Genomic DNA, 12,067 nt, shown 5'->3' on the forward strand with positions numbered 1-12,067 from the left:
CGATCCGGCGCCGCATCGATGTCCGCCGGCAGCGCGCTCGACGGCGCGCCGTCGGGATCCTTGAAGCGAGGTGCTGACGCGACATGCGTCGGGGCCGTTTGAATTGAAGTCTGGATTCGTCGTGTCGGTCATTGATCAGAACGCCATTGCCGTCGGCCCGCGGATTTCCGAGGCCGATGTCGGCGATTATCTCGCGCTCCTGAAGCCGCGGGTGATGTCGCTCGTGATCTTCACGGCGCTGATCGGTCTGCTCATCGCTCCGGGCCATTTCCACCCGGTGCTCGCCATCACCTCGCTGCTGTGTATTGCGGTCGGGGCCGGCGCCTCCGGCGCGCTCAACATGGCGCTGGAAGGCGACATCGACTCGCTGATGTCGCGCACCGCCAACCGTCCGATCCCGCGCGGCCGCGTCACCCGCCAGGAAGCGCTGGCCTTCGGCATCACGCTGTCGTTCTTCTCGGTGCTGACGCTCGGCATCCTCGTCAACTGGTTCGCCGGCGCCCTGCTCGCCTTCACCATCTTCTTCTACGTCGTCGTCTACACGCTTTGGCTGAAGCGCTGGACCGCGCAGAACATCGTCATCGGCGGCGCCGCCGGCGCCCTGCCGCCGGTGGTCGCCTGGGTGTCGTCCACCGGATCGATCGCGCCGGAGCCGCTCTGGCTGTTCCTGATCATCTTCTTCTGGACCCCGCCGCATTTCTGGGCGCTGGCGCTGTTCCGCAGCGATGACTACGCCCGCGCCGGCGTGCCGATGCTGCCGGTGGTCGCCGGCCCGGACGCGACCCGGCTGCAGATCCTGCTCTACACCATCGTCCTGGTGGCGATCGCGGCTGCGCCGTGGCCGCTCGGCTATTTCGATGCCGTCTACGGCGTCGTCTCGCTGGCGCTTGGGGCTGGCATGCTGTGGCTCGCGGTCGAGGTGTTCCGCAAGCGCGAGCGCAGTGCCTCGCTTCGCGCCAACCGCAAGCTGTTCGCCTTCTCGATCCTTTATCTGTTCGTGCTGTTCGCGACGCTCGGACTCGAAGCGGTCGCGCGCATGATCGCGCCGCTGATCTGGTAAGGGGCGCGAGACTGGAAAACATGGCGACCACGATGGCGGATCGAAACGAGTCAGAGGGCATCGTCCTCACCGAGGCGCAGCTGCGCAGCCGGCGCCGCCGCTCGATCGCGATCGCGCTCGCGCTCGGCGTGCTGGTGGTGCTGTTCTTCGCGGTGACCATGGTGAAGGGTCCCGCGGTGCTGAATCGGCCGATGTAGAGACGCGATGCAGGACGGGACGAAGCAGACCGCGATGGAGACAACCGACCAGAACGTTCCGGCGACCGCGTCGGCCGCGCCGCGCCGCGGCCTCAGCCGCGATGCGCTGGTCGGCGGCATCTGCGGCGCCGTCGCGGTGCTGATGGTGGGCGCGGCCTATGCCGCCGTGCCGTTCTACAACTGGTTCTGCCGCGCCACCGGCTTCAACGGCACCACGCAGGTGGCGACATCGGCGCCATCCGCGGCGCCGCTGGCGCGCCGGATCTCCGTGCGCTTCGACTCCAATGTCGCCGGCGGTCTGCCCTGGAAGTTCGAGCCGGAGAAGACCGAGATCGATGTCGCGATCGGCGAGGTGGTCACGGTCTACTACAAGGTCACCAACGAGGCGGCGCGCACCACCATGGCGCAGGCGGCCTACAACGTGTCGCCGCTGACATCAGGCGCCTACTTCCAGAAGATCAACTGCTTCTGCTTTACCGAGCAGACCATGGCGCCGGGCGAGACCCGCGAGATGGCGGTGGTGTTCTACGTCGATCCGGCGATAGCAGCAGATCACGAGAACGACAGCTTGAAGACGATCACGCTGTCATACACCTTCTATCCCGTCCGCGACACGCCGAAGCCGGTCGCTGCGGGCGAGCCGGACAAGCCGCGGGGCAGCCTATGACTGTGCGGAAATCCGATATCCGGGGACCATCGCTGTTGAACGACACCGTGCCGGCGCGACCGGCATCGATCTGGGGAGAGACTTGCCATGGCTGAGGCGCACGCCAAGCATCACGACTACCATCTCGTCGATCCGAGCCCTTGGCCGTTCGTCGGCTCGGTCTCGGCCTTCATCATGGCGTTCGGCGCGATCGGCTGGATGCACAAGATGTACGGCGCCGCGCCGATCGTGTTCGGCATCGGCACCATCGGCGTGCTCTACACCATGGCGAGCTGGTGGGGCGACGTCATCAAGGAAGCGCAGTACAAGGGCGACCACACCCGCGTGGTGCAGCTGCATCACCGCTACGGCATGATCCTGTTCATCGCCTCCGAGGTGATGTTCTTCGTCGCCTGGTTCTGGGCCTATTTCAATGCCGCGCTGTATCCGAACTACGAGGTGCAGGCGACCCGCGACGCCCTGTTCGGCGGCGTCTGGCCGCCGAAGGGCATCGAGACCTTCGATCCCTGGCATCTGCCGCTGCTCAACACGCTGATCCTGCTGACCTCGGGCACCACGGTGACCTGGGCGCACCACGCGCTGCTCGAGGGCGACCGCAAGGGCCTGAAATACGGCCTGATCCTCACCATCCTCCTGGGTGCGACCTTCACCTGCGTGCAGGCCTACGAGTACAGCCACGCGACGTTCTCGTTCGCCGGCCACGTCTACGGCTCGACCTTCTTCATGGCGACGGGCTTCCACGGCTTCCACGTCCTGGTCGGCACGATCTTCCTGATCGTCTGCCTGGCGCGCGCCTATGCCGGCCACTTCACACCCAAGCAGCATCTCGGCTTCGAGTTCGCCGCCTGGTACTGGCACTTCGTCGACGTGGTCTGGCTGTTCCTGTTCATCTGCATCTACGTCTGGGGCCACGGCGCCGAGGCGATGGCCCACGGCGCGCACTGAAGCCGGCGCGCACCGGTTCCGTCGAACGTGCTAAGAAGGGGCGGCCGTCGGGCCGCCCTTTCTCGTTTGCGGCGGCGCCCGGCGGTTGATCGAAATGTGATCCGCCGTCGCCGCCTCCGGTTGTATCACCAGGGGGCGCCGCCCGGCCGCCCAGGGGCAAGACACCATGACCACGCATCCGCCCGTCACTTTGGCCCAGACCGTCCTGCGCGGGCTCGCCTGCCGCTGCCCGCGCTGCGGCCAGGGCAAGCTGTTCGACGGCTTCCTCAACCTGCGCAAGCGTTGCGAAGCCTGCGATCTCGACTATGCCTTCATCGACACCGGCGACGGTCCGGCGATCTTCATCATGATGCTCGCCGGCGCCATCGTGGTCGGCGCCGCCCTGATCGTCGAGGTGAAGTATCAGCCGCCGTTCTGGGTCCATGCCGCGCTCTGGGGGCCGCTGATCCTGGTGACGACGCTGCTGCCGCTGCGCGCGATGAAATCGCTGCTGATCGCCCTGCAATTCCACCACAAGGCCGCCCCCGGCCGTTTGGTGGACAAGACGCCGCGATGAACGGTCCGAGTTCCGCGGAGCGGCGCTCCGGTTTTGAAGCGCTGCTCAGGTCCTGCCGTTGCGGTCTGTCTCCCGGGACATGGGTCAAGCCGCTTCCGGACGCGAAAGAAAAGGTAAGCCCTCGCCGCAAACACGCTGCGCTCCCTCCCCCCTTGTGGGGGAGGGTTGGGGAGGGGGGTAGCCTCAACGGCAGTCTTTGCTGGGGCACCCCCAACCCCTCCCCGCAAGGGGGAGGGGAGCGCACTGTCCGCGCGGTGAAAGCGGGAGGCTATCTCACGCGTGTGGACACCATCGAACTCAAGCCGGCGCGCAGCGTCGGAGTCGCCGCATGACCTCCGCCCGTCCCACCACCTCCTCCCGCGCCTTCGCCGCCTTCACCTTCGTCATGGTCGCACTGTTCATCGGCCTCGGCGTCTGGCAATTGCAGCGCCGCGCCGAGAAGCATGCGCTGATCGCCGCGCTGACCGATCGCGTCGCTGCCGCACCCGCACCGCTGCCCCCGCCGAGCGACTGGCGCACGCTCACGCCGGAGCGCGACGAATTCCGCCGCGTCAGCTTCACCGCGACCTATGCAAAGCTGCCGGATGCGATGGTCTACAGCGCCGGCTCGGCCGTGCGCGAGGACGTCTCTGGGCCGGGCACCTGGGCGTTCCTCCCCGCGCGCCTGCCGTCTGGCGAGACCATCGTGATCGACGCCGGCTTCGTCGCCAACACCATGCAGGAGCGCAGCATCCAGGATCGCCAGGTCGGCAAGCTCGTCACCGGCGAGCCCGTGACTTTCACCGGCTATCTGCGCTTTCCCGAGGCCGCCGGCCTGCTCACCGCGGCCGAGAGCCGCGACAAGCGGCTGTGGTTCACGCGCGACCATCGCGCGATGGCCAAGACGCTCGGCTGGGGCGAGGTCGCGCCGTTCTACATCGACCTGGAAACGCCGGTGCCGGACAACGGCATCCCAAAACCCGGTCCGCTGTCGCCGCATCTGCGCGACGAGCACATGCAATACGCGATCACCTGGTTCTCACTCGCCGCGGCGCTGATCGTGGCCTTCGCGGTGTGGGCGAGGGGACGGCGCGCGGCGAACCGATGACCCGTAGCCCGCATGAGCGCAAGCGACATGCGGGACCGGTGCCGACCCGCATGTACCTTGGCCACGCTGCTGGCAAAACGGCGCTTGACTTAGAGCGCGCTCGAACCCGTAGCCTGCCTGGCGTCGTGAATGGAGATAAAGCGCGCATGAAGATCGGCGAGCTGGCGAGGCAGTCGGGGCTGACGCCCCATACGATCCGCTACTACGAGCGGATCGGGCTGCTGCCCAGGGCCGATCGCGATCATGCCCGCCAGCGGGACTACGACGCATCGATCCTGACCTGGATCGAATTCCTCGGCCGCCTCAAGGCCACGGGAATGCCGATCCGGGACATGCTGCGCTACGCCGAGCTGCGCGCGGGCGGCGCTGCCACGGAGCCGGAACGACGCCGGCTGCTGGAGCGGCATCGCGACGCGGTCCGGGCGCGCGTCGCCAGCCTGCAGGATTGCCTTCTCGTTCTCGACGGCAAGATCGCCGGCTATGCCGGCAGCAGCGAGAGGACGAACGACGATGACGCGATCAACGCCCAGCCAAGCCGCGACGACGAGCCCGATGCCGGGCGCCACGCCATCCGGCACCAACACCGATCAGGACCGTCTGGCGCGCGGCCGGCGCGCGCTCGATAGTATCGACGGCGAGGCCGGCCACAATGTGATCGCGGCGCTCGCCGACATCGCGCCGGACTTCGCCACCTACGTGATCGAGTTTCCGTTCGGCGACATCTATTCACGCCCCGGCCTCGATCTGCGCAGCCGCGAGATCGCGACCATCGCGGCGCTGACCGCGCTCGGCAATGCCAGCCCGCAGCTGAAGGTTCATATCCATGCTGGCCTCAACGTCGGCCTCAGCCGCGACGAGATCACCGAAGTGATCATGCAGATGGCGGTCTATGCCGGCTTCCCCGCCGCGCTCAACGGATTGTTCGCAGCCAAGGCGGTGTTTGCCGAGGCCGACGCGAAGGCCGGTGAGGCCGCCTCGGTTTGATTAGCGGGCTACGCACCGCGCCTCGCCACCGCGATCGTCGCGATTCTGCCCCGAGTCGCCCGACAGGCTATTCGCAACGGCATGAGCTGGCGTCCGATATCAAGAATTCGGCCGCGCCGGAAAACTGATTATGTAAGCATCCTCAACGCGCTGATGAGTTCAGCATCGACCGGCGGCAATTTTTTACTTTCATTTTTTCCGAAATCATGGTTGTCTCTTCCCATTCCGCCTCGCCAGCGAGGGACGTACGCGTCGTCACGGACGTTGAGGTGGGATGCGATGGACGGGTCGGCTGCAACTGACGAGTGCGGCCGGCACGGACGGCGAAGTCGCGTGTTCCTGATACCCCGACGCTGGTATCAAGTTGGCGCTGGTGCCGATGCATCGCGTCGATGACGGTGGCCAAAAAGCCCGGTGCACCGAGGAGAGCGCGTATAAGTCGTAAGCCATCGCGCAGGGAAGGCCGGGTCGCTCTGGCTGAACCTGTGGTTCCTGCCCCGTGCATTCTTGTTCGCACGGGGGCCACGGGCCTCAGTCGAGGTCCGGCCTTCCCTGCGCCCTCCGTTTCCGGAGGGACGAGATTCCACAAAGCTCGGGTGCCGATCGCGCCGCGAGGATAAGAAGCTGTGTCTTGCGGGCCGGGGCGCCGCCTCCACCGCCGCCATGCCCGAAGGCGGGGATCCAGTAGGCCGCGGCAGTGCGGTTGACCATGGTCGCCACGGCGTACTGGGACGGAGCACCTTCGTGTGCTGCCACCCCGCGCCGGCGTAACGCCGCCGTAACCCGGAGCCGCGACCATTGCTGTGCCAACAACCGGTTTCGCCCACGGGCCAAAACCATTATGGTGCCGGACCATGTTGCCGCCGGGCGGTTCCGATTTCGAATTCAATCAACGGGTTATGGCCTGGTGACGCAGGTCAGGAGAGCGGTTTGACGCGCTATGTTTCGACCCGCGGGGAAGCCCCCGCGCTCACTTTCTGCGATGTGATGCTGACCGGGCTCGCCCGTGACGGCGGCCTGTACGTGCCCGAGACCTGGCCGCAGCTGACGCCGGCGACGATCGCGTCGTTCTTCGGCCGGCCCTATTGGGAGGTCGCCGTCGAGGTCATCAAGCCGTTCGTCGCCGGCGAGATTTCCGACGAGGAGCTCGGCCGCATGGCCAACGAGGCCTATGCGACCTTCCGTCACCCCGCCGTGGTGCCGCTCGACCAGACCGCGCCGCATCAGTTCGTGCTGGAGCTGTTTCACGGCCCGACCCTGGCGTTCAAGGACGTGGCGATGCAGCTGATCTCGCGGCTGATGGACCATGTGCTCGCCAAGCGCGGCGAGCGCACCACCATCGTCGTGGCGACATCAGGCGATACCGGCGGCGCCGCGGTCGATGCGTTCGCCGGCCGCGACAATGCCGACCTCATCGTGCTGTTTCCGCATGGCCGCATCTCCGAGGTGCAGCGGCGGATGATGACCACGTCGGGCGCGGCGAACGTGCATGCGCTGGCCATCGAAGGTCATTTCGATGACTGCCAGGCGATCGTGAAGGGCCTGTTCAATCATCACGGCTTCCGCGACTCGGTCAGGCTGTCGGGCGTCAACTCGATCAACTGGGCGCGCGTCGTCGCCCAGGTGGTCTACTACTTCACCTCGGCGGTCGCGATCGGCGCGCCGCACCGCGCCGTCGACTTCACCGTGCCCACCGGCAATTTCGGCGACATCTTCGCCGGCTACGTCGCCAAGCGCATGGGCCTGCCGGTGCGGACCTTGCGCGTCGCGACCAACGTCAACGACATCCTCGCCCGGACGCTGGCGACCGGCATCTACGAGGTGCGCGAGGTGCATGCGACGGCCTCGCCCTCGATGGACATCCAGGTGTCGTCGAATTTCGAGCGGCTGCTGTTCGAAGCCGGCGGCCGCGACGCCGGCACCGTGCGGCGGCTGATGGACGGCCTCAAGCAGTCCGGCCGCTTCGTGCTGCCGGATGCGATGCTGGCCGCGATCCGCGCCGATTTCGACGCCGGACGCGCCGACGAGACCGAGACCGCGGCTGCGATCCGCGCCGCCTTCCGCGAGGCCGGCGATCTCGTCGATCCGCACACGGCGGTGGCGCTGGCGGTGGCCGATCGCGACGGCACGGATCTGTCGGTGCCGAACATCGTGCTGTCGACCGCGCATCCCGCCAAATTCCCCGACGCGGTCGAGGCCGCCTGCGGGATGCGGCCGCATCTGCCGGCGTGGCTCGAAGGGCTGATGAGCAGGCGCGAGGACATCAGGATCATGCGGAACGACCAGGCCGAGGTGGAGAAGTTCATCCGCTCGGTCAGCCGGGCCGCCAAGCAGGGAATTGCATGATGGGTGTGGAAGTCACCAAGCTGCCGACGGGGCTGACGGTCGTCACCGACACGATGCCGCATCTGGAGACGGCCGCGCTCGGGGTCTGGGCCGGCGTCGGCGGCCGCGACGAAAAGCCGGATGAGCACGGCATCTCGCATCTGCTCGAGCACATGGCATTCAAGGGCACGACGACGCGCAGCGCCCGCGAGATCGTCGAGACGGTTGAGGCCGTCGGCGGCGATCTGAATGCCGGGACCTCGACCGAGACCACGGCCTATTACGCCCGCGTGCTGAAGGCCGACGTGCCGATGGCGCTCGACGTGCTCTCCGACATTCTCGCCAATCCGTCGTTCGTGCCGGAGGAGCTGGAGCGCGAGAAGAACGTGATCGTGCAGGAGATCGGCGCGGCACAGGATACGCCTGACGACGTCGTGTTCGAGCATCTCAACGAGCTGTGCTTTCCGGACCAGCCGATGGGCCGCTCGCTGCTCGGCACCGCCAAGACGCTGGAGGCGTTCGATCGCGACAAGCTGCACGGCTATCTGTCGACGCATTACCGCGGCCCCGACATGGTGGTCGCCGCCGCCGGTGCCGTCGACCATCAGCGGGTGGTCGAGGACGTGACGAAGCGCTTTGCGAGCTTCAATGGCGGCGAGGGGCCGAAGCCGCTGCCGGCGGCGTTCGGCAAGGGCGGCTCGCGGGTCGTGCATCGCGATCTCGAGCAGGCGCATCTGACGCTTGCGCTCGAGGGCGTGCCGCAGGCCGACCCGTCGCTGTTCTCGCTGCAGGTGTTCACCAACATCCTCGGCGGCGGCATGTCGTCCCGGCTGTTCCAGGAGGTGCGCGAGAACCGGGGGCTCTGCTACTCCGTCTACACGTTCCACGCGCCCTACAGCGACACGGGGTTCTTCGGCCTCTACACCGGGACCGATCCGGCCGACGCCCCCGAGATGATGGAGGTCGTGGTCGACATCATCGGCAATGCTGTGGAGACCCTGAGCGAGGCCGAGGTCGCCCGCGCCAAGGCGCAGATGAAGGCCGGGCTCTTGATGGCGCTTGAGAGCTGCAGCGCCCGTGCCGAGCAATTGGCGCGGCATATCCTGGCCTATGGCCGGCCGCAGACCTTGCAGGAGATGGTCGCCAAGATCGAGGCGGTCAGCGTCGAGAGCACGCGCGATGCGGCGCGGGCGCTGCTCGCACGCAGCAAGCCGGCGGTCGTCGCGCTCGGCACCGGCAGGGGTCTGGACACGGCGGTCACTTTCGCCGAAGGTCTGACCGGTTCGCGATCGAAGGCCCAACTGCACTGAGCGTGGTTCGGCTCGGTGCGGTCCGCGCGCATTTGAATCTCGCCAGATCTTGGCCTTGGAGATCTCGGCATTGGAGATCTGGGGTGGGTCGGAGCAGGCTTCGACCCGGAAAGAGCAGGGGGAGCATCACAGATGGCCCTGTTTCGCTTGCCATCCAACGGACCGGCTGCGCTGGCTCCGCGCGGCCAGGGCCTGCTGCTGCGTGCGCCGCAGATGGCCGATTACGCGCAATGGGCGCGGCTGCGCGAGATCAGCCGCGACTATCTCACGCCGTGGGAGCCGATCTGGCCGTCCGACGACCTGACGCGCTCCGGCTTCCGCCGCCGGCTGCGCCGCTATGCCGAGGACATCTCGGCCGACCGGTCCTATCCGTTCATCGTCTTCCGCGAGCAGGATGGCGCCATGCTCGGCGGCATCACGCTCGCCAATGTCCGCCGCGGCATCGTTCAGGCCGGCACCATCGGCTACTGGATGGGGCAGCCGTTCGCGCATCATGGCTACATGACGGCGGCGCTGCGGCTGCTGCTGCCGACCCTGTTCGGCGAGCTCAATCTGCACCGGGTCGAGGCGGCCTGCATCCCGACCAATATGCCGTCGATCCGCGTGCTGGAGAAATGCGGTTTCACCCGCGAGGGCCTGGCGCGTCGCTACCTCTGCATCAACGGGGTCTGGCAGGACCATTATCTCTACGGCCTGCTGCACGAGGATTTCCGGGGGTAGCAATCGTGATCGTGATCGCCGCGGGAGAGGCCAATCGGGGCTGGTTCCGGGCTCTGAAATGGGTATAGACGCCTTGGCTGGGCGACCGAGTTGCCGGGGATATCAGACGATGCGAGAGACGAGCGTGATCAGGGCTGGGACGTTGGCAGCCGTGCTGCTGGCCTTGGGAGCCGCGAGCGCGGCGCCGCCGGCCGCCGCCCAATCGCTGACCGACCGCTTCAAGAGCCTGTTCGGCGGCGGCTCCGACGACAAGGGGCAGGAGAACCTGCCCGCCAGCGGCGGACCGCCGGTCGATCCGACCGATGGCCTGACCTGTCCGCCGGTCAATATTCGCGCCGGCGCCTCGACCTACGCCGTGGCCGCGCCCGGCAAGCAGGCGGTCGGCAACGACGTCCGGTTCCAGGCGTCGATCACCAAGACCGCGCGGGAATGCAATCTCAACGGGGCCGAGATCACCGCCAAGATCGGCATTCAGGGGCGCATCGTCGCCGGCCCCGCGGGTGCGCCGGCGAGCGTCGACATTCCGATGCGCATTGCGGTGGTCCAGGGCGGCATCGGCGAGAAGGTGATCGCGACCAAGTCGTATCGCACCACGGTGCAGATGACCGAGGACGGCAGCGTGCCGTTCACGATCGTCGCCGAGGACATGGTCTATCCGGTGCCGCCGCCCGGCGCCAATGCCGACAATTACGTCTTCTACATCGGCTTCGACCCGCAGGCCCTGACCCCGGAGCGGCCGCACGGCAAGAAGCGGAGGTGACGATTGCCCTTGCGCGAAGCGGTCGCCGGAGAGTGTGAATAGCAAAAGGCCGGTGCGATGGAATCGCACCGGCCTTTTGAAGATGATGGATGAGATGGGCTGCCGCTCAGTTCAGCTTGCGGCCGACTTCGGCGATGCCCTTGGCGACGAGGTCTTCGCCAAGAGCGCCCTTGACCGACTGCGACAGCACGGTCGCTGCCGCCTGGACGGCGGCCTCCGCCGCAGCGGACCTGACGTCGGCCAGAGCCTGGGCTTCGGCGAGGGCGATCTTGCCCTCGGCGGCCTTGGTGCGACGGGCGACGAAGTCTTCCATCTTGGCCTTGGCCTCCGCCGCGATGCGCTCGGCTTCCGCCTTTGCGCTGGTGACGATCTCCTCGGCCTCACGCTCGGCGCTGGCGCGGCGGGTCTTGTAATCGGCGAGCACCTTGGCCGCCTCTTCCTTGAGCCGCTTGGCCTCCGCGAGCTCGTTCCTGATGCGCTCGGCGCGGTGGTCGAGCGCCGTCAGGACCATGCGGTGGACACCGAGATAGGCGAACAGGCCCATCAGGATCACGAAGGCGATCGCGACCCAGGTTTCCGGATCAGCAAGCAAATGCATCAGGCTGTTCCCTTCAACGATGCATCCACCGCAGCCTCGACCGTCTTGGCTGCGGGGGCCTTGCCGGTGAGCTGCTTCACGATCGCGCTGGCTGCATCTGCGGCGATGCCGCGGACATTGCTCATTGCGGTCGTGCGCGTGGTGGCGATGGATGCCTCAGCCGCCGCGAGCTTGGCTGCGAGGCTGTCTTCCAGCGCCTTGCGCTCGGCGTCCGAAGAGGCCGCGAGCTTCTCGCGAGTCTCGGCTCCGATCGCCTGGGCACGGGCACGAGCCGTCGCCAGCTCGCTCTCATATGCCTTCATCGCGGCTTCGGATTCATCCTTCAGCCGCTGCGCTTCAGCCAGATCGCCGTCGATTGACTTCTGGCGGGCGTCGATGACGGCCCCGACCTTCGGCAGCGCCACACGCGAGACGATCACGTACAGCGCCACGAAGGCGATCACCAGGGAGACGATCTGGGACGGAAAGGTTTCCTTCGAGAACGGAGGGAAACCATGCCCGCCATCGGCCTCCGTATGGGCGCTTGCGGTGCCCTTGGCCTCGCCGCCCTTGGCTTCGCCATGACTTTCAGCCACGGGCTTCTCCTGTCCGGCTCAGGCCGTCTTAGACGGCGTACAGCAGGAGCAGCGCGATCAGCAGCGAGAAGATGCCGAGCGCCTCGGTCACCGCGAAGCCGAAAATCAGGTTGCCGAACTGGCCCTGGGCGGCCGACGGATTGCGCAGAGCGGCCGACAGGTAGTTGCCGAAGATGATGCCGATGCCGGCACCCGCGCCACCCATGCCGATGCAGGCAATGCCCGCGCCAATGTACTTCGCTGCAACCGGATCCATGAAACGAACTCCTTTGAGGGGTTTGGT

At 67.0% G+C, this 12,067-nt stretch carries 15 protein-coding genes; 12 read left to right on the forward strand and 3 right to left on the reverse strand.

Going from position 1 to position 12,067, the window contains the following annotated elements; translation table 11 throughout:
* Positions 1-121 precede the first annotated feature (121 nt).
* From ACQR1D_RS04265 to ACQR1D_RS04320, 12 genes are all read left to right on the forward strand, one after another.
* Positions 122-1,060, forward strand: coding sequence for a heme o synthase (locus ACQR1D_RS04265; protein WP_316218189.1), 939 nt, complete (start codon positions 122-124; stop codon positions 1,058-1,060).
* A gap of 20 nt (positions 1,061-1,080) precedes the next feature.
* Entirely contained in the window at positions 1,081-1,257 is a 177-nt protein-coding gene (locus tag ACQR1D_RS04270) for a CoxF protein (RefSeq protein WP_315801539.1), read from the forward strand.
* Between the two features lie 34 nt (positions 1,258-1,291).
* Entirely contained in the window at positions 1,292-1,924 is a 633-nt protein-coding gene (locus ACQR1D_RS04275) for a cytochrome c oxidase assembly protein (protein ID WP_434893807.1), read from the forward strand.
* 87 nt (positions 1,925-2,011) lie between these two features.
* Entirely contained in the window at positions 2,012-2,869 is an 858-nt protein-coding gene (locus ACQR1D_RS04280; protein WP_315801538.1) for a cytochrome c oxidase subunit 3, read from the forward strand.
* A 166-nt stretch (positions 2,870-3,035) separates the two neighbouring features.
* Positions 3,036-3,425 carry a DUF983 domain-containing protein gene (locus tag ACQR1D_RS04285; protein ID WP_315717920.1) on the forward strand — a complete coding sequence of 130 codons (390 nt, stop codon included), beginning with the start codon at positions 3,036-3,038 and terminating at the stop codon, positions 3,423-3,425.
* 328 nt (positions 3,426-3,753) lie between these two features.
* Complete coding sequence (locus ACQR1D_RS04290; protein WP_434893800.1) at positions 3,754-4,512, forward strand: SURF1 family protein; 759 nt, start codon at positions 3,754-3,756, stop codon at positions 4,510-4,512.
* Between the two features lie 146 nt (positions 4,513-4,658).
* Positions 4,659-5,138, forward strand: coding sequence for a MerR family transcriptional regulator (locus tag ACQR1D_RS04295; protein ID WP_434893799.1), 480 nt, complete (start codon positions 4,659-4,661; stop codon positions 5,136-5,138).
* Positions 5,065-5,496, forward strand: coding sequence for a carboxymuconolactone decarboxylase family protein (locus ACQR1D_RS04300; RefSeq protein WP_434893798.1), 432 nt, complete (start codon positions 5,065-5,067; stop codon positions 5,494-5,496). Before ACQR1D_RS04295 ends, ACQR1D_RS04300 begins: the two co-directional genes overlap by 74 nt.
* Positions 5,497-6,426: 930 nt before the next feature.
* A complete protein-coding gene (gene thrC / locus ACQR1D_RS04305; RefSeq protein ID WP_434893797.1) occupies positions 6,427-7,842 on the forward strand; it encodes a threonine synthase in 1,416 nt (471 codons plus the stop codon).
* Positions 7,842-9,131: a M16 family metallopeptidase gene (locus ACQR1D_RS04310; protein WP_315801761.1), complete on the forward strand. Its 1,290-nt coding sequence runs from the start codon at positions 7,842-7,844 to the stop codon at positions 9,129-9,131. Before thrC ends, ACQR1D_RS04310 begins: the two co-directional genes overlap by 1 nt.
* A gap of 132 nt (positions 9,132-9,263) precedes the next feature.
* Positions 9,264-9,851 carry a GNAT family N-acetyltransferase gene (locus tag ACQR1D_RS04315; protein WP_316181937.1) on the forward strand — a complete coding sequence of 196 codons (588 nt, stop codon included), beginning with the start codon at positions 9,264-9,266 and terminating at the stop codon, positions 9,849-9,851.
* A gap of 142 nt (positions 9,852-9,993) precedes the next feature.
* Complete coding sequence (locus tag ACQR1D_RS04320; RefSeq protein WP_316182056.1) at positions 9,994-10,611, forward strand: hypothetical protein; 618 nt, start codon at positions 9,994-9,996, stop codon at positions 10,609-10,611.
* Positions 10,612-10,717: 106 nt separating this feature from the next.
* Here ACQR1D_RS04320 and ACQR1D_RS04325 read toward each other — a convergent pair whose 3' ends face one another.
* The 3 genes from ACQR1D_RS04325 to ACQR1D_RS04335 are packed head-to-tail and all read right to left on the reverse strand — an operon-like array spanning position 10,718 to position 12,040.
* Positions 10,718-11,209 carry a F0F1 ATP synthase subunit B family protein gene (locus tag ACQR1D_RS04325; RefSeq protein ID WP_315801532.1) on the reverse strand — a complete coding sequence of 164 codons (492 nt, stop codon included), beginning with the start codon at positions 11,207-11,209 and terminating at the stop codon, positions 10,718-10,720.
* Positions 11,209-11,784 (reverse strand): F0F1 ATP synthase subunit B family protein, encoded by a 576-nt coding sequence (locus ACQR1D_RS04330; protein ID WP_315801531.1) that lies wholly within the window; start codon positions 11,782-11,784, stop codon positions 11,209-11,211. Before ACQR1D_RS04330 ends, ACQR1D_RS04325 begins: the two co-directional genes overlap by 1 nt.
* 28 nt (positions 11,785-11,812) lie before the next feature.
* Positions 11,813-12,040 carry a F0F1 ATP synthase subunit C gene (locus ACQR1D_RS04335; RefSeq protein ID WP_006615622.1) on the reverse strand — a complete coding sequence of 76 codons (228 nt, stop codon included), beginning with the start codon at positions 12,038-12,040 and terminating at the stop codon, positions 11,813-11,815.
* Positions 12,041-12,067 lie beyond the last annotated feature (27 nt).

The sequence above is a fragment of the Bradyrhizobium sp. HKCCYLRH2047 genome (genome assembly GCF_051168175.1).
Classification (GTDB): Bacteria; Pseudomonadota; Alphaproteobacteria; order Rhizobiales; family Xanthobacteraceae; genus Bradyrhizobium.

Excerpts from the sequence above, each read along its gene's own strand:
- ACQR1D_RS04270 (WP_315801539.1), top strand. The coding sequence starts at position 1,081 with ATGGCGACCACGATGGCGGATCGAAACGAGTCAGAGGGCATCGTCCTC.
- ACQR1D_RS04275 (WP_434893807.1), top strand. The coding sequence starts at position 1,292 with ATGGAGACAACCGACCAGAACGTTCCGGCGACCGCGTCGGCCGCGCCG.
- ACQR1D_RS04280 (WP_315801538.1), top strand. The coding sequence starts at position 2,012 with ATGGCTGAGGCGCACGCCAAGCATCACGACTACCATCTCGTCGATCCG.
- ACQR1D_RS04285 (WP_315717920.1), top strand. The coding sequence starts at position 3,036 with ATGACCACGCATCCGCCCGTCACTTTGGCCCAGACCGTCCTGCGCGGG.
- ACQR1D_RS04290 (WP_434893800.1), top strand. The coding sequence starts at position 3,754 with ATGACCTCCGCCCGTCCCACCACCTCCTCCCGCGCCTTCGCCGCCTTC.
- ACQR1D_RS04295 (WP_434893799.1), top strand. The coding sequence starts at position 4,659 with ATGAAGATCGGCGAGCTGGCGAGGCAGTCGGGGCTGACGCCCCATACG.
- ACQR1D_RS04300 (WP_434893798.1), top strand. The coding sequence starts at position 5,065 with ATGCCGGGCGCCACGCCATCCGGCACCAACACCGATCAGGACCGTCTG.
- ACQR1D_RS04310 (WP_315801761.1), top strand. The coding sequence starts at position 7,842 with ATGGGTGTGGAAGTCACCAAGCTGCCGACGGGGCTGACGGTCGTCACC.
- ACQR1D_RS04315 (WP_316181937.1), top strand. The coding sequence starts at position 9,264 with ATGGCCCTGTTTCGCTTGCCATCCAACGGACCGGCTGCGCTGGCTCCG.
- ACQR1D_RS04325 (WP_315801532.1), bottom strand. The coding sequence starts at position 11,209 with ATGCATTTGCTTGCTGATCCGGAAACCTGGGTCGCGATCGCCTTCGTG.
- ACQR1D_RS04335 (WP_006615622.1), bottom strand. The coding sequence starts at position 12,040 with ATGGATCCGGTTGCAGCGAAGTACATTGGCGCGGGCATTGCCTGCATC.